Raw genomic sequence first — 23658 nt, 5'->3', positions numbered from 1 at the left:
AAGTGCGCCCTACACACAGAATGAACGTTGATTCACAACCGCCGGGCGCGTAGACCGTTGAGGAACGGGCAGCCCATCAGCACCCGGATGGCCCGGCCCAGGCCGGTGATGTCGTCGACGGGTTCGGGAAACGGCAGCCGCACGTCGTGGTCGCCCTCGGCGCCCTCCACCCGCAGCCGCACCCCGTAGCGGTCGAGCCCCAGCGGGCGGATTTGACCGCGCCGCAACCGCCCCGGCAGCCGGGACGCCAACCGGGCGATCACGTCCGGATGAACCTGCTCCAGGTGCTGCAGCCAGCACGTCTCCATCGCGCAGAACGGGTCGGGCCGGGCCGACAGCAGCGCGTCCACCCCGACCGACTCCGCGCCGGTGGCGTCGGCCACCACCACCGAATCCATCTCCAGGCGCAGCAGGGCCAGCGGGGTATCCAGGTCGGTGCCCGACCGCGGCGTCACCACCTGCAGCAACGCCGGGTGCGGGTGCTCGGCGGCGATCCGGTCCAGCAGGGCCGGAAGCGTCGGCGCCGGCACCCGCCGCAACCGGCCGCGCAGCCACACCAGCGCGCGCACCGGTTCCCGCAGCGGCAACGGCGCATAGTCGGTGAGCTCCAACATGGCCGGCACCTCGACGTCGCCGATGTTGGCGGCCAGCGCGCCGTCGGCCGGAACCGCCACCGCATATGACCCGTCGCCCAACAGGTGATGCACGGACGTGGCGACCGGCTCGTATCCCTCGATGGCCAGCAGCGCGCCGTCGGCCCGGACACACGCGCTGCGGATCCGTTCGGCAGTGGTCGGGGCGGTTCCCGTGGAGAGTGACATCGGCCACCTTTCGTCAGTGAGGTAAGCCTAACTTAACTAGGGCTGGCGGAGCGGCGCAAGGGCTCTGCGGGGCCGACGACCGATAGGGTTGCAGGGTGGCTCGCATCGCCTATCTCGGCCCGGAGGGGACCTTCACCGAAGCGGCGCTGACGCAGCTGACCTCCGCCGGCCTGGTCCCCGGCTCCGAGCCGGTGCGGCCGGTGCCGCTGGACAGCACCCCGGCCGCCCTGGACGCCGTCCGCGACGGCGCCGCCGACTATGCGTGCGTGCCGATCGAGAATTCCATCGAGGGCGGTGTGCTGCCCACCCAGGACAACCTGGCGATGGGCTCACCGCTGCAGGTGTTCGCCGAGACCACGCTGGACGTGGTGTTTTCCATCGTCACCGCCCCCGGCCGCGGCCCCGCCGAAATCGGCACGGTGGCCGCGCATCCGGTGGCCGCCGCGCAGGTGCGGCGCTGGCTGGCCGCCCACCTGCCCGGCGCCGAGGTGGTGCCGGCCAACTCCAACGCCGCCGCGGCTCAGCGGGTCGCCGAGGGCGGGGTCGACGCGGCGGTGAGCACCGCGCTGGCCGCCACCCGGTACGGGTTGGTGAGCCTGGCCGACGGCGTCGTCGACGAGTCCACCGCCCGCACCCGGTTCGTCCTGGTCGGCGCGCCGGGCCCGCCCCCGGAGCGCACCGGGGCGGATCGGACGTCGGTGGTGCTGCGGATCGACAACGCGCCGGGCGCGCTGGTGGCGGTGCTGACCGAGTTCGGGATGCGCGGCATCGATTTGACTCGGATCGAATCGCGGCCCACCCGTACCGAATTGGGCACCTACCTGTTCTTCCTGGACTGTGTGGGCCACATCGACGACAGCGCGGTCGCCGAGGCACTAAAAGCGTTGCACCGTCGTTGTGCCGATGTGCGTTATCTAGGTTCCTGGCCGACCGGCGCCGCCGCCGGTGCGCTGCCGCCGCAGGTGGACGAGGCGGCGCGGTGGTTGGCGCGGCTGCGCGACGGCAAGCCCGAGGAGGTCGGGCAATGAGCGGGCGACTGGTGCTGCTGCGGCACGGCCAGTCCTACGGCAACGTCGACCGCCGGCTGGACACCCGCCCGCCGGGCAGCGAGCTGACCCCGTTGGGGCACGATCAGGCCCGGGCGTTCGCCCGCAACGGCCACGTGCGGGCCGGGCTGCTGGCGCATTCGGCGGCCACCCGCGCGGCGCAAACCGCCGCGGACATCGGCGCCGCCGTGGACCTGACCGTCCACGAACTGCCCGGCATCCACGAGGTGCAGGTCGGCGAGCTGGAGGACCGCAGCGACGACGCGGCCATCGCCGAATTCAACGCCATCTATCAGCGCTGGCATGAGGGCGAGCTGGACACGCCGCTGCCCGGCGGGGAGACCGGAAACCAGGTGCTGGACCGCTACGTGCCGGTGCTGACCGATCTGCGGATGCGCTACCTCGACGACGCCGACTGGACCGACGACATCGTCGTGGTCAGCCACGGGGCGGCGATCCGGCTGGCGGCGGCGGTGTTGGCCGGGGTGGACGGCAGCTTCGTCGTCGACCACCACCTCGGCAACGCCGAATCGGTGGTGTTGGCCCCGATCACCGACGGCCGGTGGAGCTGCGTGCAGTGGGGCCAGTTGACCCCGCCGTTCTATCCGGAACCCGGCGCCACCCCGGTCGCCGACGCGGTGCAGTCCAGCACCGACCCGATGGGCTGAGCCCTCAGACCGCCACGGCGAAGGGCTCGCCGCACCCGCAGCCCACCGCCTCGCAGTCCACCACGAAGGTGTGCGGTATCAGTTCGGGGGCGACGCAGTCCGGTTCGGTGCACTCCGCGCGGTGCAGTGCGTGACGAATGATGGTGCCGTGGCAGTGCTCCAGGCCCGCCCGACAATCCCGGCAGCCGTTGTCCATGGCCCGTTTGTAGCACCCGGCACCGACACGCCGGTGGTGCCACGCCCGGCCGGCTAGCCCCAGCCCAGTTCGTGCAGCCGGTCGTCGTCGATGCCGAAGTGGTGGGCGATCTCGTGGATCACCGTGATGGCCACCTCGTCGACGACCTCCTCATCGGAGTCGCACACGTCCAGCAGCGCCTCGCGGTAGATCGTGATGGCGTCCGGCAGCGACCCCGCATAGTTGGAGTCGCGGTGGGTCAACGCCACGCCCTCGTACAGTCCCAGCAGGTCCGGTTCGTCCGGGTGGCGGTCTTCGACCAAGACGACGACGTTGTCGATGGCGGCGGCCAGGTCGGGCGGGATCAGGTCCAGGGCATCGGCGACCAGCTCGTCGAACCGGCGCGGGTCCATCCGGACGGCCACCGGCTTATCCGCCCGGTGGCGGTTCGGCCGGCGGCGGTGGCGGTGGGGGCTCCGGCGCCGCTGGTGGCGCCTCGGGGGCCGGCGGTGGCCCGTCCGGCGGGTTGGCCGGCGGCGGTGGCGCGGCCGGCGGATTGGCCGGCTGGGGCGCCGGCTGGGCGGGACGCTGCGGCAGGTGCTGGTTGCCCTGGTTGTTCGAGCTGTTCGACCCGTTCGAACTGTTCGAGCTGTTCGATGAGGACGCGCCGCCGTTGCCCTGCATCGGGATCGGCGGCAGGTTCAGCCGCTCCTCGGGGATGTCCGGGGGCGGCACCGGCGGGCGGCCGTTGATCATCAGCGGCCCCTTGGCGCTGTTGAGCAGCGCCGCCCAGCCGCCGTTGCCCAGGGTCGCGCCGATGCTGCAGGCGACTTGGCGGCTGCCGGCCGACCAGCTCGGCAGCGAGATGGTGTTGTAGATCAACGTCAGCGTGGTGCTGCGCAGCTGGATCGGCGCCAGGTAGTCGTCGGTCATCTGGGTGCAGGCGTCCTTGATGAAGCCATCCTGCTCCTGCTCGGGCGGCAGCGCGTCGGGGAACTTCTCGGCGAGGTTCACCGTGCCGGTGACCTCCATGGCGTGCGGCGCGGCGCAGTCGACCGGGACATCGGTGGGCTGGTTGCTGGTCGCGTCGATGCCCAGGCAGGTGCCGGCCGGCCACACCTTGGACTGGTCCAGGTCGGCCACCTTGCCTTTAAAGGCGACCTGCTGCCCGTTGGGTCCGGGCAGCTGCAGGCCGCACAGCATCCGGCGTTCGCCGTGCTGACGCCACGCCGGCTCCGACCACAGCATGCTGGTGACGAACTTGCCCACCGGGTCAAACCGCGCACCCAGGTAGCGGCGCACCGCGGGCTCGCACTGCTCCTGGGTGATCTGTTCGATGCGGTTGGCCGACGGCGGGGCCGCGCTGGGCCCGTACTCCGAGCCGGGGAAGGTCCGCATGTCCACCGATTCGGCGACCTCGAACTTGTGCTCGTCGGCGCAGTTGACGACGGTCGCCGCGTCCAGCGTGTTATCCGGCCACATCAGGCAGTTGCCGCTGGTGGCGTGCTTGAACGCCTCGCTGGTCTTGCCGCCGGTGTGCGCCACCGGCGCCAACGGGCCCGAGTCGTCCATGGGCACCGCGGTGACCACACCGGCGATCAACAACCCGCCCAGCGCGGTCAGCAGCAGCGCCCGCCGGGTCGAGGTGGCCTGGAGGGTGTGCAGCCAAGCGAACCGCGCCGACCGCCGTGGCGGCGGGTCGGGCGGTCGATCTTCCTGGTCAGCTTCCTGCGACATCGCTTCCATTCTGGCAGGCGCGCAGGGTCGTGTGACAACTGATGCGTATGTAGCGTGATGAGGTTGTGTCCGGCGGCCGCGCCGACTACCTGGCGGCAGCTTCCGGGTGCGCCCAAAGGTAGGTTTAGCAGCCGTGATCGACCTCAAAGTGCTGCGCGAAGACCCCGACCTGGTTCGCCGCTCTCAAATCAGCCGCGGCGAGGACCCAGCACTGGTGGATGCGTTGCTGTCCGCCGATGCCGCCCGGCGGTCCGCGGTGTCGACGGCCGATGCGCTGCGCGCCGAGCAGAAGACCGCCAGTAAGGCGGTGGGCGCGGCCTCGCCCGAGGAGCGGCCCGCGCTGTTGGCGCGGGCCAAGGAGTTGGCCGACCAGGTCAAGGCCGCCGAGGCGACCCAGGCCGAGGCCGAGACGGCGTTCACCGCCGCCCATATGGCGATCGGCAACGTCATCATCGACGGGGTGCCCGCCGGCGGCGAGGACGACTTCACCCTGCTGGACGTGGTCGGGGAACCGGCCGCGATCGACAACCCGCGCGATCACTTGGAACTCGGCGAATCGCTGGGGCTGATCGACATGGCGCGCGGCGCCAAGGTGTCCGGGGCCCGGTTCTACTTTCTAACCGGCCGCGGCGCGCTGCTGCAGCTGGGGCTTCTGCAGCTGGCGGTGCGGCTGGCGGTAGACAACGACTTCACCCCGATGATCCCGCCGGTGCTGGTGCGCCCGGAGATCATGTCCGGCACCGGGTTCTTGGGGGCGCACGCCGAAGAGGTGTACCGGCTGGAGGCCGACGACCTGTTTCTGGTGGGGACCTCGGAGGTGCCGCTGGCCGGCTATCACGCCGACGAGATCTTGGACCTGTCTGCCGGGCCGCGCCGCTACGCCGGGTGGTCATCGTGTTTTCGCCGGGAGGCCGGCAGCCACGGCAAGGACACCCGCGGCATCATCCGAGTGCACCAATTCGACAAGGTGGAGGCGTTCATCTACTGCGAGCCCGGCGACGCCGAGGCCGAGCATGACCGGCTGTTGGGCTGGCAGCGCCAAATGCTGGCGGCCATCGAGGTGCCGTATCGGGTGATCGACGTGGCGGCCGGGGATCTGGGTTCCTCGGCGGCGCGCAAATTCGACTGCGAGGCGTGGGTGCCCACCCAGGGCACCTACCGGGAGCTGACCTCGACGTCGAACTGCACCACGTTTCAGGCCCGGCGGCTGGCCACCCGGTATCGGGACACCAACGGCAAACCGCAGATCGCGGCGACATTGAACGGCACGCTGGCCACCACCCGCTGGCTGGTGGCGATTCTGGAGAACCACCAGCAGCCCGACGGCAGTGTGCGGGTGCCGGCGGCACTGGTGCCGTACGTGGGGGTAGAGGTATTGGAGCCGGCGCGCTGATGTGGGTGGGGCGGGTTCAACTCCTTGACCCGCCGGCCGCGCGGTTGACCCGTTAGCGGTTCGGCACCGCGGCCTTGGGGGACTGGGCGTGCCGATGCTGCCGTTCGATCGTCGCGAAATAGAACGCGAACGCAAAGGCGCAGCTGGTGAACAGGCTGGACACGAAATACAGCCACGGCCGTCGCAGCCCACGCCGATACCCGTCGACGATGCTAAACAGCGGTAGCAGAACGACGTTGATGATCGTGTAGTCCTGGCTGGCCGACCCGGCCGCCGGATTGGTGAACATCAGCCGGATGTAATCCGACCAGCTGCCCGGCCCCCAGATCGGATTGCCGGCCCCGGTGGCGTATTCGCGCACAAAGCGGATGTTGAAGTACCAGCCCAGCACGATCGAGGCGATACCGACCAGGTAGTACACGCATTCCAGCGGCGAGAACGCCGCCCCCCGCGACGGTCGGGCGAAAACGCCCGGGTTGGACGCGACGATCCAGCCGATCACCGCCACTCCCAGCACTGCATGCACGAGAAGCGAAACCATCTGCGCAGTGTCGTCGACCGCCCTTGTTTTGTCAATATTGTCATTCTGGGAACGGCGGGGCTGCGGTACGTTTACCCGCATGGCCCGACCGCCGCAGACCGCACGCAGCGAACGCACCCGCGAAGCACTGCGCCAAGCGGCCCTGGTTCGGTTCTTGGCCCAGGGTGTCGAGGACACCTCCGCCGAGCAGATCGCCGCTGACGCCGGCGTCTCGCTGCGGACGTTCTACCGGCATTTCACCTCCAAACACGACCTGCTGTTCGCCGACTACGATGCCGGCCTGCAATGGTTCCGCACCGCGCTGGCCGCACGACCCTCCAGCGAGTCGATCACCGAGTCGGTGCAGGCGGCGATCTTCGCGTTCCCCTACGACGTTGAGGCCGTGACCCGCATCGCCGCATTGCGCGCCGAGGAACTCGACCCCGACCGGATCGTGCGGCACATCCGACAGGTCGAAGCCGACTTCGCCGACGCGGTGGCCGAACGCTTACGCAGGCAGGCACCGCCGACGGCCGACGACCGATTGCGCGTGACGGTGACGGCCCGTTGCATCGCGGCCGCGGTGTTCGGCGCGATGGAGGTTTGGATGCTCGGCGAAGACCGCTCACTGGCCGAACTGGCCCGGATGTGCCGGACCGCGCTCGACTCCCTGCGAGACCCCCAGCAGTTTCGTCACAATTGACAAACTGTTGGTTCCGTGCCAGCCTGCCCCCATCCGGGAAAGGGTGAAGCGATGACCGACTACGACGCGATCGTCATTGGCGCCGGACACAACGGGCTGGCCGCGGCGCTCATCCTGCAGCGCGCTGGGTTGCGCACCCTGTGCCTGGAATCCAAACGCTATGCCGGGGGAATGGCCTCGACCGTGGAGCTATTCGATGGCTACCGGTTCGAGATCGCCGGCTCGGTGCAATTCCCGACCTCGGCGGCGGTCAGCGCCGAGTTGGGGCTGGACACCCTGGACAGCATCGACCTGGACGTCATGTCGGTGGCGCTGCGCGGTGTCGGCGACGACCCGCTGATCCAGTACACCGACCCCATGAAACTGTTGACACACCTCAACGAGGTGCACGGCGCCGACGCCGTCAACGGTATGGCCGGACTGCTGGCCTGGAGCCAAGCGCCCACCCGAGCACTGGGCCGCTTCGAGGCCGGCAGCCCGCCCAAGACCCTCGACGAGATGTACGCCTGCGCCACCAACGAATTCGAGCGCTCCAGCATCGACGACATGCTGTTCGGTTCGGTCACCGACGTGTTGGACCGCTACTTCCCCGACCGGGACAAGCACGCGGCGATCCGCGGCTCGTTCACCGTGCTGGCCGTCAACACTATTTATCGCGGGCCTGCCACACCCGGCAGCGCCGCCGCGTTGGCCTTCGGCCTCGGTGTCCCTGACGCGAACACGGTGCTGATGAAGAAGCTGCGCGGCGGCATCGGTGCGCTCACCGCGCATCTGCATCGGCAGTTCGAGGATGCCGGCGGAGAACTGCGGTTGCGCACCCACGTGGCCGAGATCGTCGTCGATGAGGGTCGGGTGCGTGGAGTGCGCACCGAATCCGAGCAGAACGAGACCGCGCCGGTGGTGGTGTCCGCGATCGCCCCCGATGTCACGGTTACCGGTTTGATCGATCCCGACGCGCTGCCCGCCGACATCCGCGCCCGCTACGCGAGTATCGACCACCGCGGCAGCTATCTACAGATGCACTTTGCGCTGGACGAGCCTCCAGCCTTCGCGCCGCCGTATACGGCGCTCAACGACCCCGACCTGCAGGCCTCGCTGGGGATCTTCTGCACACCCGAGGAAGTGCAACACCAGTGGGAGGGTGCGCGGCGCGGGATCGTGCCGGCCGACCCCACCGTCGTGCTGCAGATCCCCTCCCTGCACGACCCGGACCTGGCACCCCAGGGGAAGCATGCCGCGTCGGCGTTCGCGCTCTGGTTTCCGATCGAGGCCGGCTCCTACGGCCAGATGAAAACGGAGATGGGTCAGCGGGTGATCGACAAGATCACCCGGCTGGCACCCAATTTCGAGCGCAGCATCATCCGGCACACCACATTCACGCCGAAGCACATGGGCACCATGTTCAGCGCCCCCGGCGGGGACTACTGCCACGGCTTGCTGCACCCCGACCAGATCGGGCCCAACCGGCCCGGACCGAAGGGGTTTGTCGGCCAGCCGTTACCGGTGCGCGGGCTGTATCTGGGCAGCGCGGGCTGCCACGGCGGGCCGGGGATCACATTCATCCCGGGCTACAACGCCGCCCACCAGGTGCTGGCCGACCTGGCCTAGCACCCGAGCGTGAACGTTGTGCGACGAAACGCGCCGAGGATGCCAGCTATGTCACGCCGGGCGCGCGGGGAGATCAATCCCGGTCCAGAAGCTCTTCGAGCAGCGCGACAAACTCCGCGGGACGCTCCGGGGTGAACGCCGGGCTCGGCCAGGTGCCCGGCACCTTCAAGGTCACCAGGGTGTCTTTGAGCGGGCGGCGGATGTCCAGCGGCAGCCAGCGCCGCAGATCCGAGCTGCCCCAGATCCGGAACCGCTGGGCGAACAGCCCCAGCGATTCGGTCTTGTACCCGCGGATGGCGCTGAGCGGGATGACCTTCGAGGTCCCGGACGGAAAGTGGTAGCGCCGCAGCGTGATCGCCTGCTGGTCCAGCTGGACCAGGCCGTCGTCGTACTGCGCACTCACAGCCGTGAGCACCGCAGCTCGTGGCCCCGCGCGGTCAAGCACCGCCCGGTCTTCAAATCCCACTGCCAGCCGTGCTGATTGCAGGTCAGCGTGGTTCCTTCCACCACACCGAATTTCGACAGGTCTGCCTTCATGTGCGGGCAGCGGCGCTGGATTTCCCAGCCGTCCAACGTGACCGAGCTGGTGTCGTCGTGGGTTTCGGCAAACCACCCGTCGGCGTACACGATCCGCTCATCGGTGAGGCATTTGAAGAACGTGTACAGGTATTCGTTGTAGCCGCCGACCCGCCAGGCGGTGAACCGGGTGGACAAGAAGATGGTGTTGACCCAGTCCGGTTCCGCATCGCGCAGCACGGTGCGCACCAGCTCCGGGGCGATCGCAAACCCGTAGCGGAACTTCTCGTCGGGAATGGGTTCGCGCACGGTGCGTTTCGGGAAGTCCAGTACCACCGTCTCGGCGCCCAGGCGCAGCTCCACCGGATAGCCCACCCCGTCGCAGATCTCGTCGGACTGGGCCATGATCGGTTCGAAGCGGGCCCGCAGCGGCTCCAGCAGCGGCTCCCCCGCCGCCGGCGCCCAGGACGCCTTTTCGGCGGCCAGTACCGGCGCCATCCGCTCGGCATACGCCGCGATGTAGTCGGCTTTGCCGGTGGTGAAGATGGCCTCCACCTGCTCGGTGGGCAGCGGGTGAGTCAGCGAATCCAGTTGGGAACCGGTGAACTCGGCCACCGAGCCGGGCATCATCAGCAACCCGCGGTCGTGCCCGTGCGCGCGTAGCTGATCCAGGAACACCATCTGGTCGGGGAAGATGTTGGCCGGGTCGTCGTGGTCGTCGTTGAGGTGGCGCAGTTCGGGGTCCAAAAAGCACGGCGGGCCAGCCGACGGGATCACCCAGGTCGCGTCGACCTGCGCGATGTATTGGCGGGCGCGGTCCATCTGGCGCTGCCGCTTTTGGGTGCCGAACGACTCCTTGGCGCGCGCCGGCATGTCGTAGACCATCGGGTACCAGATGGCGCCGGAGTACTGCAGCATGTGCACGTCGACCCGGCCGAACTCGGCGGCCACCACATCCAGGTCCACCGGTCGGGCGTCGTTCATGTTGAACGCGACCGTCGCCCCGTCGGACACCACCAGCCCGGAGTCGCCGATCGGGCCGTCGGCCGGGGCGCGCAGCGCGATGATCATCACGTCCAGCTCGCCCTTGGGCCCGGACAGCCGGTGCTTGACCGAGTCGGTGGTCTCGATGAACCGGTGAAAGCCCAGCTTCTCCAGCTCACCGCGCAGGTCGGGCACCGGATAGTCCGGCAGCAGCACCACCGCGTCCTTGTTGATGTGCGCGGCCAGGTGCCGCGGGTCGAAGTGGTCGTGGTGCAGATGCGAGACGTACAGGTAGTCGCAGTCGCCGAGGTCGTCCCAGTCCAGCGTGCTGTTGTCCGGGAACGGGAACCACGACGCGAAGTAGGCCGGGTTGACCCACGGGTCGCACAGGATGCTGCCGGCGCGGGTGTCGATCCGGAAGCCGGCGTGGCCGACGCTGGTGACCTGCACTAATGCCTCTCAGGGACGTTGGTGTATCGCCCCGAGCTTAGCGGGAGGGCAGGTCCTCGGCGTTCCACAGCCGCCGGTAGTAGGCGATGCGGGCGATGCGCACCACCACGTCGGGCACCGGCGGCCCGGCGGCGGGGGCGGTCACACGCACCTCTTCTGTCCAGCAGTTTCCGGCGCCCGCGCGGGCGCATTAGTGTGGACGATTGTGGAACCGGTATACGGGACGATCATCCAATGCGCGCGTCTGGCGTGGCGTTTGCAGGGGTTGAAATTCACGGTCACCGGCGTGGAGAACCTGCCCAAGACCGGTGGTGCGGTCATCGCGATCAACCACACCAGTTACTTCGACTTCACCTTCGCCGGCCTGCCGGCCTACAAGCAGGGCCTGGGCCGCAAGGTGCGGTTCATGGCCAAACAAGAGGTGTTCAATCACGGCATCGCCGGACCGATCATGCGCGGCTGCCGCCACATCCCGGTGGACCGCGACAACGGCGCCGCCTCGTTCGAGAAGGCCTGCGAGTACCTCAAGGCCGGGGAGTTGGTCGGTGTCTACCCCGAGGCCACGATCAGCCGCAGCTTTGAGCTCAAGGAGTTCAAGGGCGGCGCGGCCCGGATGGCGATCGCGACCGGGGTGCCGATCGTGCCGCACATCGTCTGGGGTGCGCAGCGGATCTGGACCAAGGATCACCCCAAGAAGCTGTATCGCCCCAAGGTGCCGATCTCGATCGCGGTCGGCGAACCGATCGAACCCACGCTGCCCCGCGCGGAGCTCAGTTCGCTGCTGCACGCGCGCATGCAGCACCTGCTGGAGCGGGTCCAAGACGACTACGGCCCGCATCCGGCGGGCGCCTTCTGGGTGCCGCACCGGCTGGGCGGCGGCGCCCCGACCCTGGCGGAGGCGGCCCGGATGGACGCCGAGGAGGCCGCGGCCCGCGCGGCACGCGCCGTGCACCGGCCCAACCCGGCGGGTGCCGCGGAGTAATGGCCCATGGAACCGGTCTTTCGCGCCCTGGAAATCGCGGCTAAGACGCTGGTCAAAACTTCCGGCACCACGATCACCTACCAGGGACTCGAGCACATCCCGCCGGCCGGTGGCGCGGTGATCGCCATCAACCACACCAGTTACATCGACTTTTTGCCGGCCGCGTTGGCCGTGCATTACCGCGGGCGCCGGATGCGCTTCATGATCAAAGCCGAGATGCAGCAGGTGCGCTCGGTCAACTTCTTGATCAAGCACACCAAAACCATTCCGGTGGACCGCCGAGCCGGCGCCGGCGCCTACGCGGCGGCCGTCGAGCAACTGCGCGCCGGCGAGGTGATCGGGGTGTACCCGGAGTCGACGATCAGCCGCAGCTTCGAGCTCAAGGACTTCAAGACCGGCGCGGCCCGGATGGCGCTGGACGCCCAGGTCCCGATCGTCCCGCTGATCGTGTGGGGTGCCCAGCGGATCTGGACCAAGGACCACCCCCGCACCAGCTTGTTCCGCAACAGGATCCCGATCAGCGTGGCGGTGGGTCCGGCGGTGGCCCCGGTCGGCGACGTCGAGGAGTTGGGTGCCGCGCTGCGCGACGAGATGAGCTCGGTGCTCGACCGGGTCCAGCAGGACTATCCGCACCCCGCCGGGGCGCACTGGGTGCCGCGGCGGTTGGGCGGCACCGCCCCCACCCTGGCCGAGGCCAAACGGCTCGATGAGGCCGAACTGGCCGAGCGGGCCGCGCGGGCCGGACAGCAAAGGTAAAGGTATGGCAGAACCGGTAATGCGTGCGCTGGAGATCGTGGTTCCTCCGATCGTCGCGGCGAACGGCACCACGATCACCTACCACGGCCTGGACAACATTCCCGACCGCGGTGGCGCGCTGATCGCGGTCAACCACACCGGGTATGTGGACTGGCTGCCGGCATCGCTGGCCGCGCTGCAACGGCGACGGCGGCTGCGGTTCATGATCAAGGCCGAGATGCAGGAGGTCGCCCCGGTCAACTTCGTGATCAAACACATCGGGCTGATCCCGGTGGATCGCCGCGCCGGCGCCGACTCCTATGCCGTTGCGGTGCAACGCCTCAAGGAAGGCGAGCTGGTCGGGGTGCATCCCGAGGCCACCATCAGCCGCAGTTTCGAACTCAAGGAGTTCAAGACCGGCGCCGCCCGGATGGCGCGGGCGGCCGACGTGCCGATCATCCCGTGCATCGTGTGGGGGGCGCACCGCATCTGGACCAAGGACCACCCGAAATCGTTGTGGCGGAACAAAATCCCGATCCTGGCGAAGTTCGGTGAACCGATGCGCGCCGACGACACCGTCGAGGCGACCACCGCGGCGCTGCACGAAACGATGGCCACCATGCTGCACCAAACCCAGGAGGAGTATCCGCATCCGGCCGGGGCGTTTTGGGTGCCGCGGCGGCTGGGCGGCGGCGCCCCCACCATGGCCGAGGCGTTGACGATGCGGGAGGCCGAACTCGCCGAACGCGCCCGCCGGCGCGCCGAGGGCCGCGCCCCCGAGCCGGCGCGCGGTCGGTGGCGCAGACGAACAGCGTCTCGATGACGTTGCCGACGCTGATCGCCAGCGACGTGGACGGCACCCTGCTCGACGACGACGAGGCGATCAGCCCCCGCACCCGCGCCGCCGTACACGCCGCCGTCGCCGGCGGCGCACAGTTCCTGTTGGCCACCGGGCGCCCGCCACGCTGGATCCGCCCGGTCGTCGACGCGCTGGGGTTCGCGCCGATGGCGGTGTGCGCCAACGGCGCCGTCCTCTACGACCCGGAGACCGACCGGGTGATTTCGGCGCGCACCCTGTCCGCCGACGTGTTGGGCGAGTTGGCCGAGATCGCCGGTCGGGTCATCCCGGGCGCCGGGCTGGCCGTCGAGCGGATCGGCGAGAGCGCCCACGACGCGGCCACCCCGCAGTTCGTCAGTTCACCGGGCTACGAACACGCCTGGCTCAACCCGGACAACACCGAGGTGTCGGTCGACGACCTGCTGTCCGCGCCGGCGATCAAGCTGCTGATCCGCAAAGCCGGTGCCACCAGCGCGGAGATGGCGGCCGCGCTGGCCGGGCACGTCGGTCGGGCCGGCGATATCACCTACTCCACCAACAACGGGTTGATCGAGATCGTGCCGGCCGGCATCAGCAAGGCCACCGGCGTGCAGGAGATCACCGGGCCGCGCGGCATCGCCGACGAGGAGGTGGTGGCGTTCGGGGATATGCCCAACGACCTGCCGATGCTGCGGTGGGCCGGTCACGGGGTGGCGATGGGCAATGCGCATCCCGACGTGCTGGCCGCCGCCAACGAGGTCACCGCCGCCAACACCGACGACGGCCTGGCCCGGGTGCTGGAACGCTGGTGGCTGTAGCCGCCCAGCCCCGCGATTGTGCGGATTGATCCGCATCGCCCGAGTGGACGCGTATGAGGACGCACACTCGGCGAGCTGGCGACCAGCCCTAGGCGACCGGGGAGAAGCGTTCCACCTGGACCGGCGGGCCGTCCGGGTCCGGCGGCGGCAGCTGTTCGGCGACACCGTCGATGACCCGGGTGACGGTGCCGTTGAGCCGGTCGAAGTTCAGCGTGCCGTGCTGGAAGTTCTGCCCGATCCACAGCGGCTCCTGGATTTCGCCGCTGGTCGGCAACCCCAGCGCGCCGCGCTCGTAGCCCAGCGACGCCCAGGCGTCGTAGATCGCCCCGGTCAGCGGCTGGGCGCCGGTATCCGGTGACCAGTACATCGCGCCGCGCTCGAAGGTGGCGTAGCGCGCCACCCCCTCCCCCGCGCCCTCGGGCGAGGTGGGCGCGCCCAGCGCGCTGTTCATACCGCCCATCTCCTGCCACCGGCCGCCGATCGCGCCGCCCTGCAGCGCCTCGGCCAGCTCTTCGGGTCCCGGCGGAATGTTGAACCGCGCCGCGGTGGCCCGGATTTCGTCCATCGCGGCGTACCCGGCATTGCCCGGGCATTCGGTGTTGCCGACGTCGCGGTGGGTGAAGATCGCGGGCAGCGTCGGGGTGGCGCCGCGCGGGAAGTGGGTGTTGGCGCCGCCCGCCGAGACCAGCGTCGCGGTGCCCAGCGGATCGACTCCGGCCAGGCCCAGCCGCCAGCCCAGCAGCCGGCCGACGGTGCGGAGTTGAATCGGTGTCGGCGGCTCATTTTCAAAGTTGCCGATCATCGCCACGCCCCAGGTGTCCCGGTTGAAGCCGCCGGTATGCGAGCCCACCACCGGTTTGTTCATCCCCCCGGCGCGGCCCTCAAACACCTGCCCGTACTTGTCGACCAGGGCGTTATAGGCAATGTCGCACCAGCCCAGGGTGCGGGTGTGATACGCGTAGATGGATTGCACGATCCCGGCGGAGTCCTGCGGCGCGTAATCGTTGCTTTCGGCGGTGTGGTGCACCACTGCGGCGCGCACCCCGGCGTCGTATTCGGTGTTGCCGCAGCGCATCGCCTCATCGGCGCCCCATTGCGCGCGGCTGATGATGTTGGGCGGCTGGCCCGGCGGGACGATCGCGGTCGGCGGAGACCATTGGGTGTCGACCGGCGCCCGCGGCGGGGAGATCAGCACCGCGGAGATGTTCTGCGCGAAGGGCTGTTCGATGGTGGCCGGGCGATATCCCAGGCCGGGTTTGGCGGCGTCGCCACTCGGTGGCGCCGTGGTGACCGGCGCGTCGGCGGGTCGGCGGACCGCGATCTGCACGGTGGTGGTGCGGCCCACATAGACCGGCTCGGTGCCGCGCGGTCCGGGCGTGGCCGCGGCGTCGGCCTCCAGCGCTTCGGTGGCATACCAGGGGCCCCAGCTGCCGTCGGCGCGCTGGGCGCGCACCCGAGCCGACGTGCCGGTCAGGTCCGCGCCGGTCAGCGCGACCATGGAAAACGGGGTGTCCTGGTGCAGTTCGCGGATCGTCTCACCGGCCCCGAGATCGGCCAGCGGCTGCTGGGCGAGTTGGGCGTGCGCGGTGTCGGCCGATTGCGCGCGGTCCCGGTCGCCGTGCACGGCCCAGGGCAGCAGCACGACGGTCGCCGCGATGGCGGTGAACACGATCGTGGGCGCGGGACGTCGAGACGGCACGGCCCGATGTTACGTATGAGGCAGCTGTTACAGCTGCTATGACACGGTGTTTATGTGAACAAAGTGATTGGTAACGGCACCGCAGAGTCTCTGGGCCACCGGAGGATGAGGATCCGGGCCGACTCTGCGGTGCCGTTCGGGTGACAGGTTCTCGTCGTGCGGTTACGGCGTCGGCGCCGCCGCGGCAGCGTCCCCGACGGCCGCGGCCGGTGCGGCCGCCGCCCCGCCCGCGCCCTGGGCGGCCTGCGAAATGGCCGGCATCACCATGCCCTTGAGCAGGTCAATGGCTTGCCCGGCGCCCAGCTGGTTCGCGGCGCTCATCACATCGCTCACCAGCCCGCCGCTAGCCCCACCGGTGGCCGGCATGCCGCCCATCGAGGGATCGCCGAGGATCGGGTAGGTGCCGCCCATGCCGGGGTCCAATCCCACCGGGGTGGTGATCGGCACCTCGTTGGGGCCCATCATTCCCATGCCCGCACCGCCCAGCGACGGGTCGGTCAGCCCCGGCGTGGTCGCCCCGGGCAGGCCGGTGGGGCTGGTCAGCCCGGGCGTGGTGGCCCCCGGCATACCGGCCGGGCTGGTCAGCCCGGGCGTGGTGGCCCCCGGCATACCGGCCGGGCTGGTCAACCCCGGCGTGGTGGCCCCCGGCAGGGTGCCGGCCGGGTTGGTCAGCCCTGGGTCGGTCAGGCCGGGGTCGGTCAACCCCGGTGACGTCAACCCCGGCGTCGCCCCTGGGGTGGCCAGGCTCGGGTCGGTCAGGCCCGGCGTCGCCGCTGGCGAGGTCAACCCCGGTGACGTCAGCCCCGGCGTGGCACCGGGCGAGGTCAGCCCCGGCGACGTGAGCCCCGGCGAGGTCAGGCCCGGCGACATGCCCGGATACGCGCCGGCGGAGGAGCCCCCCAAGCCGGTCGGCACCGGCGGCAGGTTGATGCCGAACTGCGACAACCCCTGCGAGAGCGCCGACATCAGCTCGTTGGGCAGGTCGGTCACCACCGCTGCCTGCACGAACTGATCGTGCTGGGGCGCGTCGGTCAGATCGGACACAGCGACCACTGCAAAAGGACTCGAGACGGCCAGGGCGGCGACTGCGCTCATAGCTGTCGAGAGCCTGCGTCGACGTCGGTTCGGCACGGAAGTCTCCTCAATATCTGGGCTACGGTTCGTCGTCGTCTTGCACTACGACGCGGCTTGAAGCCGACACGATCGATGGTACGGCCGTGACTAGTGAGACTAGAGTGGCGATATCGAATCGTGAGGCAATCGCGACCTCTACTGCACCGGGCCCCGGCGCCGTTGCGAATCGGGCTGCCGCCGAGTGGTCGGATACCCTAGGCGCCGATGACCGCACGTTATGACCTCTTTGTCGTTGGCTCCGGATTCTTCGGCCTGACGATTGCCGAGCGGGTCGCCACCCAGCTCGGCAAGCGCGTCCTCGTCGTCGAGAAGCGTCCGCACATCGGCGGCAACGCCTACTCGGAGCCGGAACCGCAGACCGGGATCGAGGTCCACAAGTACGGCGCGCACCTGTTCCACACCTCCAACAAGCGGGTGTGGGACTACGTGCGCCAGTTCACCGAGTTCACCGGCTACCAACACCGGGTGTTCGCGATGCACAACGGGCAGGCCTACCAGTTCCCGCTGGGGTTGGGCCTGGTGTGCCAGTTCTTCGGCCGCTATTTCACCCCCGACCAAGCGCGGGCGCTGATCGCCGAACAGGCCGCCGAGGTCGACACCAAAGACGCGAAGAACTTCGAGGAGAAGGCGATCAGCCTGGTCGGCCGCCCGCTCTACGAGGCCTTCATCAAGCACTACACGGCCAAACAGTGGGAGACCGACCCCACCGAGTTGCCGGCCAGCAACATCACCCGGCTGCCGGTGCGCTACACGTTCGACAACCGCTACTTCAACGACACCTACGAGGGTCTGCCCGTCGACGGCTACACCGCCTGGCTACAGAAGATGGCCGCCGACGAGCGCATCGAGGTCCGGCTGGACACCGACTGGTTCGACGTGCGCGACGAGTTGCGGGCCGCCAGCCCGGACGCCCCGGTGGTGTACACCGGACCGCTGGACCGCTACTTCGACTACGCGGTGGGCCGACTCGGCTGGCGCACCCTGGACTTCGAGCTCGAGGTGCTCGGGGATTGCGGTGACTTTCAAGGCACCCCGGTAATGAACTACAACGACGCCGACGTGCCGTACACCCGCATCCACGAGTTCCGGCACTTCCATCCCGAGCGGGCCTACCCGACGGACAAGACGGTGATCATGCGCGAGTACGGGCGGTTCGCCAAGGACGACGACGAGCCGTACTACCCGATCAACACCCCCGACGACCGGGCGATGGTCGAGGCCTACCGGGAGTTGGCGAAAACCGAGATGGCCTCGGCGCGGGTGCTGTTCGGCGGCCGGTTGGGCACCTATCAATATCTGGATATGCACATGGCCATCGCCAGCGCGCTGAGCATGTACGACAACATCCTCGCGCCGCACCTGCGTGACGGTGCGCCGCTGCATGACAACGACAGGGAAAGCGGCAAGGGATGAGCGCCAGCGACGCGGCACAGCGCAGCGATGAGAAGGAGCGGCTGCCGATGAACGACACCCCCAGTAAGGCCGTCAGCCGGCTGGCGCGGGTCATCCTGCCCCGCCATGGTGAACCGCTGGACGTGCGCAAGCTCTACATCGTGGAGTCGACGACCAACAGCCGTCGCGCGCATCCGCTGACCCGCACCAGCCTGGAGGTCGGCGGCGAGTCGGAGGTGTCGTTCGCGACCTACTTCAACGCGTTTCCGGCGTCCTACTGGCGGCGCTGGTCGACGCTGCAGTCCGTGGTGTTGCGGGTGGAACTGACCGGCTCGGCCCGGGTTGACATCTACCGCTCCAAGGCCACCGGTGCGCGCATCGCCGTCGACGGCCGGCCGGTGTGCAGCGGCGTGGACAACAAGCCCGCGGTGGCCGAATTCGAGATCGGGCTGCAGCCCTTCGAGGACGGCGGCTGGATCTGGTTCGACATCACCACCGACACCGCGGTTACCCTGCACAGCGCCGGCTGGTACGCGCCGTGCCCGGCGCCCGGAAAGGCCAACGTCACCGTCGGCATCCCGACGTTCAACCGGCCCGACGACTGCGTCAACGCGTTGGCCGCGCTCACCTCGGATCCGTTGGTGGACGAGGTGATCGGCGCGGTGATCGTGCCCGATCAGGGCACCAAGAAGGTCCGCGACCATCCCGACTTCGCGGCCGCGGCGGCGGCGCTGGGTACCCGGCTGGCCATCCATGATCAGCCCAACCTCGGCGGCTCCGGCGGCTACAGCCGGGTGATGTATGAAGCGCTGAAAAACACCGACTGCGAACAGATTCTGTTCATGGACGACGACATCCGCATCGAGCCGGACTCGATTCTGCGGGCGCTGGCACTCAACCGGTTCGCCAAGGAACCCATCCTGGTCGGCGGCCAGATGCTCAACCTGCAGGAGCCGTCGCACCTGCACGTGATGGGGGAGGTCGTCGACCAGGGCGTGTTCATGTGGACCAACGCGCCGCACACCGAATACGACCACAATTTCGCCGAGTACTCGCTGGCCGACACCGAGGAGTTGCACCGGCGCATCGACGTGGACTTCAACGGCTGGTGGATGTGCATGATCCCGCGCGCGGTCGCCGAAGAGCTCGGCCAGCCGGTGCCGTCGTTCATCAAATGGGACGACGCCGAATACGGGCTGCGGGCCGCCGAACACGGCTACCGCACCGTCACCCTGCCCGGCGCGGCGATCTGGCATATGGCCTGGAGCGACAAAGACGACGCGATCGACTGGCAGGCCTACTTCCATCTGCGTAATCGGTTGGTGGTGGCGGCGCTGCACTGGGACGGCAACATCACCGGCCTGCTGCGCAGCCATCTCAAGGCAACGCTGAAACACCTTGCCTGCCTGGAGTACTCGACGGTAGCGATCCAGAACAAGGCGATCGACGACTTTTTCGCCGGGCCCGAGCACATTTTCTCCATTCTGGAGTCGGCGCTGCCGGACGTGCACGCGATGCGCAAGGCCTACCCGGACGCGGTGGCGCTGCCGGCGGCCAGCGAACTGCCCGCGCCGTCGCGGATGCACCGCGCGATGAAGCCGCCGGTGAACCCGGTCGCCATCGGCTATCGGCTGGCCCGCGGGATCGCCCACCAGGTGCGCCGGCAGGACCCGGTGCACCACCAGCGCCCGCAGCTCAACGTGCCGACCCAGGATGCGCGCTGGTTTTTGCTGTGCACGCAGGACGGTGTCACGGTCACCACCGCCGACGGCCGCGGCGTGGTGTACCGGCAGCGTGACCGCGCCAAGATGTTCGCGCTGCTGTTCCAGTCGCTGCGTCGCCAGCGCCGGTTGGCGCGCCGGTGGGACGCGATGCGCCGGCGCTACCGGGAGGCGCTGCCGGTGCTGTCCAGCACCCACCAGTGGGAGACGGTGCTGCTGCCGCAAGATGCGCCCGACCATGGCTGAGCCGACACCGGCACGCGGGGAAGTGGCCGCGTTGGTGGCGGTGCAGTCGGCACTGGCCGGCCGGCCCGGGGTGTTGGCCACCGCCCGCGGCCTGTCGCACTTCGGTGAGCACAGCCTCGGTTGGCTGGCGGTCTCGGCGGCCGGGGCGCTGGCCCAGCCACGGCGACGCCGCAGTTGGCTGCTGGCCGGGGCCGGGGCGTTGGCCGCGCACGCTACCGCGGTGTTGATCAAGCGCATCGTCCGCCGGGAGCGGCCGCACCACCCGGCGGTCGCGGTCAATGTCGGCACCCCCAGCCGGCTGAGTTTTCCGTCGGCGCACGCCACCTCCACCACCGCGGCGGCCATCCTGCTGGGTCGGGTCACCGGCCTGCGGCTGCCCGCTGTGCTGGTGCCGCCCATGGCACTATCTCGGATGGTGCTCGGCGTGCACTATCCCAGTGACGTCGCCACCGGCGTCCTCGTCGGCGCCGCCGTCGCAGCCGCCGCGATCCGGCTGGACAACTCGGGAGAGTCAGATGGCTGAAAAGACAGCAGTGGCGGTCGGTCCGCCGGCGAACCTCGTCACCGGGGTCATCAAAGCGATACGCCCCAAGCAGTGGGTCAAGAACGTGCTGGTGGTGGCGGCGCCGCTGGCCGCCCTGGGCCGCGGCGTGCACTATGACTACCTCGACCTGCTGACCAAGGTGTTGATCGCGTTCGTGGTGTTCAGCCTGGCGGCCTCGGCGGTGTATCTGGTCAACGACGTCCGCGATGTCGAAGCCGACCGGGAGCACCCCACCAAGCGGTTCCGGCCTATTGCCGCCGGGGTGGTGCCCGAATGGCTGGCCTACACCCTGGCGGTGGTGCTCGCCGCGGCGTCGCTGGGTATCTCCTGGTGGCTGACCCCGAACCTGGCCCTGGTGATGGCGATCTACATCACCATGCAGCTGGCGTACTGCTTCGGCCTCAAACATCAAGCGGTGCTGGATATCTGCATCGTCTCCTCGGCGTATCTGATCCGGGCCATCGCCGGCGGCGCTGCTGCCGCGATCCCGCTGTCGCAGTGGTTTTTGTTGGTGATGGCGTTCGGATCGCTGTTCATGGTGGCCGGAAAGCGCTACGCCGAACTGCAACTGGCCGAGCAGACCGGTGCCAAGATCCGCAAATCGCTGGAGAGCTACACCGGTACCTACCTGCGGTTCGTCTGGACGCTGGCGGCCACCGCCATGGTGGTGTGCTACTCGCTGTTCGCGTTCGAGCGTGACCACGGCTCCGGCTCCTGGTTCGCGGTGTCGATCATCCCGATCACCATCGCGGTCCTGCGTTACGCGGTCGACGTCGACGGCGGGCTGGCCGGCGAAGCCGAGGACATCCTGCGGCATGACCGGATGCTGCAACTGCTGGTGCTGGCCTGGCTCGGAACCATCGGTGCCGCAGTTGCGTTCGGCTAGCGCCCCCCCGGTAGCGACGCGCCGCCCGACACCCGCACCGCCGGTCGGCTGGCCGGTCTTCCCGTACGACGCCATGGTGCGGCTCAGCCTGTGGGTGAGCGTGTCGCTGATCGTGGTGCTGTTCGGCTGGGGCGCCTGGCAACGGCGCTGGATCTCCGACGACGGCCTGATCGTGCTGCGCACGGTGCGCAATCTGTTGGCCGGCAACGGTCCGGTGTTCAACATGGGGGAGCGGGTCGAGGCGAACACCTCGACGGTGTGGACCTACCTGGTGTATGCGGGCAGCTGGCTGGCCGGGCCGATGCGCCTGGAGTACGTGGTGTTGACGTTCGCGCTGGTGCTGTCGCTGGCCGGCGTGGCGTTGCTGATGCTGGGCACCGCCCGGCTGTACGCGCCGAGCCTGCAGGGCCGGCGCGCCGTGCTGCTGCCCGCCGGGGCGCTGGTCTACATCGCGATCCCGCCCGCGCGCGACTTCGCCACCTCCGGCCTGGAAAGCGGGCTGGTGCTGGCCTGGTTCGGGCTGCTGTGGTGGATGCTGGTGTGCTGGTCGCAGGCGCTACGCGCCCGCCCAGGGGGGAAGGCGTTCACCGCGGCGCTGGCGTTCGTGGCCGGGTTGTCGGTGCTGGTGCGTCCCGAGCTGGCGCTGATCGGCGGCGGCGCGCTGATCATGATGCTGATCGCGGCCCGCGGCTGGCGGCGCCGGGCGCTGATCGTGGTGGTCGGCGGGCTGCTGCCGGTGGCCTACCAGATCTTCCGGATGGGCTACTACGGGCTGCTGGTGCCCGGCACCGCCCTGGCCAAGGACGCCGCCGGCGACAAATGGGCCCAGGGCGTGACCTACCTGGTGAACTTCAACCGGCCCTACGCGCTGTGGGCGCCGGCGATCCTGCTGGTCGTGTTGGGCCTGTCGTTGGCGGCCACCCGCAGCCGGCCGTGGTGGATTCGCCGGCGGGTGCCCCCCAGCTACGGCCTGCTGGCCCGGATCGTTCAAAGCCCACCCGCGGTGGTGGCGTTCGTCGTCGTCAGCGGATTACTGCAGGCGGCCTACTGGATCCGCCAAGGCGGCGACTTCATGCACGGCCGCGTGCTGCTGTTCCCGGTGCTGTGCCTGCTGGCCCCGGTGGCGGTCATTCCGGTGGTGCTGCCCGACGGGGTGCGCTACTCCCGCCAGCAGGGCTACCTGTTCGCCGGCGCGGTCAGCGTGCTGTGGCTCGGGGTGGCGGGATGGTCGCTGTGGGCGGCGAATTCGTCCGGGTTGGGGGACGACGCCACCCGGGTCACCGATTCCGGGATCGTCGACGAGCGCCGGTTCTATTCGCAGGCCACTGGCCACGCCCACCCGCTGACCGCCGCGGATTACCTGGACTACCCGCGGATGCGGGCGGTATTGACCACCCTCAACAGCACCCCGGCCGGGGCGCTGCTGCTGCCGTCGGGCAACTACGACCAGTGGGATGTGGTACCGGTCATCCTGCCGGTGCCGTCGGGCACGCTGCCGATCCCGGCGCCGGGGACGGGCCCGCACACGGTGTTCTTCACCAACCTGGGCATGTTGGGGATGAACGTCGGACTCGACGTCCGGGTGCTCGACCAGATCGGTCTGGCGAACCCGCTGGCCGCGCACACCGAGCGGCTGCAGCACGGCCGGATCGGCCACGACAAGAACCTGTTCCCGGACTGGGTGATCGCCGACGGACCGTGGGTGAAGTGGTATCCGGGGGTTCCCGGCTACCTCGACCAGGCGTGGGTCGCCCAAGCCGAGGCCGCCCTGCAATGCCCGACCACCGCATCGGTGCTCAACTCGGTGCGGGCGCCGATGGGGCCGCACCGGTTCTTCTCGAACCTGCTGCACTCCTATTCGTTCACCAAGTACCGGATCGACCGGGTGCCGCGCTACGAACTGATCCACTGCGGGCTGGACATCCCGGATGTGCCGGAAAACGGCCGCCCGCCCTACACCGGACTGCCGGCTACGGGCCCCTAGACACCACCGCGGACTGTGACAAACGGGACGGCAGCGCCGCAAGTTAACCGGGTCCGGGCACTGGAACCTATGAATTTCA

23 protein-coding genes are annotated in these 23658 nt (G+C 69.3%); 14 read left to right on the top strand and 9 right to left on the bottom strand.

The window, feature by feature from the left end; translation table 11 throughout:
- Positions 1-32: 32 nt before the first annotated feature.
- Positions 33-821, bottom strand: a complete 789-nt coding sequence (locus tag ACAG26_RS07515; RefSeq protein ID WP_370480845.1) for a DUF2470 domain-containing protein — start codon at positions 819-821, stop codon at positions 33-35.
- A 95-nt stretch (positions 822-916) separates the two neighbouring features.
- Here ACAG26_RS07515 and pheA point away from each other — a divergent pair, with 95 nt between their 5' ends.
- Together pheA and ACAG26_RS07505 are read left to right on the top strand one after the other, a co-directional pair.
- The gene (gene pheA, locus ACAG26_RS07510; protein ID WP_370480843.1) at positions 917-1849 is read left to right on the top strand and encodes a prephenate dehydratase; all 933 of its coding nucleotides are present in this window, start codon (positions 917-919) and stop codon (positions 1847-1849) included.
- Positions 1846-2535 (top strand): histidine phosphatase family protein, encoded by a 690-nt coding sequence (locus tag ACAG26_RS07505; protein WP_370480841.1) that lies wholly within the window; start codon positions 1846-1848, stop codon positions 2533-2535. Before pheA ends, ACAG26_RS07505 begins: the two co-directional genes overlap by 4 nt.
- Before the next feature lie 4 nt (positions 2536-2539).
- Here ACAG26_RS07505 and ACAG26_RS07500 read toward each other — a convergent pair whose 3' ends face one another.
- The 3 genes from ACAG26_RS07500 to ACAG26_RS07490 are packed head-to-tail and all read right to left on the bottom strand — an operon-like array spanning position 2540 to position 4456.
- Positions 2540-2731, bottom strand: a complete 192-nt coding sequence (locus tag ACAG26_RS07500) for a hypothetical protein (RefSeq protein WP_370480839.1) — start codon at positions 2729-2731, stop codon at positions 2540-2542.
- Between the two features lie 53 nt (positions 2732-2784).
- Complete coding sequence (locus tag ACAG26_RS07495; protein ID WP_370480837.1) at positions 2785-3135, bottom strand: metallopeptidase family protein; 351 nt, start codon at positions 3133-3135, stop codon at positions 2785-2787.
- Between the two features lie 4 nt (positions 3136-3139).
- A complete protein-coding gene (locus tag ACAG26_RS07490; protein WP_370480835.1) occupies positions 3140-4456 on the bottom strand; it encodes a septum formation family protein in 1317 nt (438 codons plus the stop codon).
- A 124-nt stretch (positions 4457-4580) separates the two neighbouring features.
- On the opposite strand from ACAG26_RS07490, the gene serS reads away from it, so the two are divergent.
- Entirely contained in the window at positions 4581-5840 is a 1260-nt protein-coding gene (serS, locus tag ACAG26_RS07485; RefSeq protein WP_370480834.1) for a serine--tRNA ligase, read from the top strand.
- Positions 5841-5892: 52 nt separating this feature from the next.
- Here the strand turns inward: serS and ACAG26_RS07480 are convergent, their stop codons facing one another.
- Positions 5893-6381: a DUF2834 domain-containing protein gene (locus ACAG26_RS07480; RefSeq protein WP_370480832.1), complete on the bottom strand. Its 489-nt coding sequence runs from the start codon at positions 6379-6381 to the stop codon at positions 5893-5895.
- A gap of 79 nt (positions 6382-6460) precedes the next feature.
- Between ACAG26_RS07480 and ACAG26_RS07475 the strand changes: the two genes are divergently transcribed.
- Positions 6461-7063, top strand: coding sequence for a TetR/AcrR family transcriptional regulator (locus ACAG26_RS07475; RefSeq protein ID WP_370480830.1), 603 nt, complete (start codon positions 6461-6463; stop codon positions 7061-7063).
- 51 nt (positions 7064-7114) lie between these two features.
- The gene (locus ACAG26_RS07470) at positions 7115-8671 is read left to right on the top strand and encodes a phytoene desaturase family protein (RefSeq protein WP_370480827.1); all 1557 of its coding nucleotides are present in this window, start codon (positions 7115-7117) and stop codon (positions 8669-8671) included.
- Between the two features lie 73 nt (positions 8672-8744).
- Here ACAG26_RS07470 and ACAG26_RS07465 read toward each other — a convergent pair whose 3' ends face one another.
- Positions 8745-9074, bottom strand: coding sequence for a hypothetical protein (locus tag ACAG26_RS07465; protein ID WP_370480823.1), 330 nt, complete (start codon positions 9072-9074; stop codon positions 8745-8747).
- The gene (locus ACAG26_RS07460; RefSeq protein WP_370480822.1) at positions 9071-10621 is read right to left on the bottom strand and encodes a Rieske 2Fe-2S domain-containing protein; all 1551 of its coding nucleotides are present in this window, start codon (positions 10619-10621) and stop codon (positions 9071-9073) included. The genes ACAG26_RS07465 and ACAG26_RS07460 overlap by 4 nt, the downstream gene beginning before the upstream one ends.
- Positions 10622-10826: 205 nt before the next feature.
- On the opposite strand from ACAG26_RS07460, the gene ACAG26_RS07455 reads away from it, so the two are divergent.
- The 4 genes from ACAG26_RS07455 to ACAG26_RS07440 are packed head-to-tail and all read left to right on the top strand — an operon-like array spanning position 10827 to position 13973.
- Entirely contained in the window at positions 10827-11603 is a 777-nt protein-coding gene (locus ACAG26_RS07455; RefSeq protein ID WP_370480819.1) for a lysophospholipid acyltransferase family protein, read from the top strand.
- A 6-nt stretch (positions 11604-11609) separates the two neighbouring features.
- Complete coding sequence (locus ACAG26_RS07450) at positions 11610-12359, top strand: lysophospholipid acyltransferase family protein (RefSeq protein WP_370480816.1); 750 nt, start codon at positions 11610-11612, stop codon at positions 12357-12359.
- 4 nt (positions 12360-12363) lie between these two features.
- The gene (locus ACAG26_RS07445) at positions 12364-13161 is read left to right on the top strand and encodes a lysophospholipid acyltransferase family protein (protein WP_370480814.1); all 798 of its coding nucleotides are present in this window, start codon (positions 12364-12366) and stop codon (positions 13159-13161) included.
- Positions 13158-13973 carry an HAD family hydrolase gene (locus tag ACAG26_RS07440; RefSeq protein WP_370480812.1) on the top strand — a complete coding sequence of 272 codons (816 nt, stop codon included), beginning with the start codon at positions 13158-13160 and terminating at the stop codon, positions 13971-13973. The genes ACAG26_RS07445 and ACAG26_RS07440 overlap by 4 nt, the downstream gene beginning before the upstream one ends.
- Before the next feature lie 88 nt (positions 13974-14061).
- Here ACAG26_RS07440 and ACAG26_RS07435 read toward each other — a convergent pair whose 3' ends face one another.
- Both ACAG26_RS07435 and ACAG26_RS07430 read right to left on the bottom strand, forming a co-directional pair.
- Positions 14062-15672, bottom strand: a complete 1611-nt coding sequence (locus tag ACAG26_RS07435) for an N-acetylmuramoyl-L-alanine amidase (protein ID WP_370480810.1) — start codon at positions 15670-15672, stop codon at positions 14062-14064.
- A gap of 162 nt (positions 15673-15834) precedes the next feature.
- Positions 15835-16803 carry a hypothetical protein gene (locus ACAG26_RS07430; protein WP_370480808.1) on the bottom strand — a complete coding sequence of 323 codons (969 nt, stop codon included), beginning with the start codon at positions 16801-16803 and terminating at the stop codon, positions 15835-15837.
- Between the two features lie 207 nt (positions 16804-17010).
- On the opposite strand from ACAG26_RS07430, the gene glf reads away from it, so the two are divergent.
- The 5 genes from glf to zomB are packed head-to-tail and all read left to right on the top strand — an operon-like array spanning position 17011 to position 23579.
- Positions 17011-18219, top strand: a complete 1209-nt coding sequence (glf, locus tag ACAG26_RS07425) for a UDP-galactopyranose mutase (RefSeq protein ID WP_370480806.1) — start codon at positions 17011-17013, stop codon at positions 18217-18219.
- A gap of 47 nt (positions 18220-18266) precedes the next feature.
- Positions 18267-20165: a glycosyltransferase gene (locus tag ACAG26_RS07420; RefSeq protein WP_370481197.1), complete on the top strand. Its 1899-nt coding sequence runs from the start codon at positions 18267-18269 to the stop codon at positions 20163-20165.
- On the top strand, positions 20158-20688 hold the full coding sequence (locus tag ACAG26_RS07415) for a phosphatase PAP2 family protein (RefSeq protein WP_370480804.1): 531 nt from the start codon (positions 20158-20160) through the stop codon (positions 20686-20688). Before ACAG26_RS07420 ends, ACAG26_RS07415 begins: the two co-directional genes overlap by 8 nt.
- Positions 20681-21595, top strand: coding sequence for a decaprenyl-phosphate phosphoribosyltransferase (locus ACAG26_RS07410; protein ID WP_370480801.1), 915 nt, complete (start codon positions 20681-20683; stop codon positions 21593-21595). The genes ACAG26_RS07415 and ACAG26_RS07410 overlap by 8 nt, the downstream gene beginning before the upstream one ends.
- Entirely contained in the window at positions 21525-23579 is a 2055-nt protein-coding gene (gene zomB, locus ACAG26_RS07405) for a flagellar motor control protein ZomB (RefSeq protein ID WP_370480799.1), read from the top strand. The genes ACAG26_RS07410 and zomB overlap by 71 nt, the downstream gene beginning before the upstream one ends.
- Positions 23580-23658: the final 79 nt, after the last annotated feature.

The organism is Mycobacterium sp. pUA109 (assembly GCF_041287095.1).
In the GTDB taxonomy this organism is placed as follows: domain Bacteria; phylum Actinomycetota; class Actinomycetes; order Mycobacteriales; family Mycobacteriaceae; genus Mycobacterium.
Note: the sequence above shows the minus strand (reverse complement) of the source record. Positions and strands in the feature narration are given on the sequence as shown.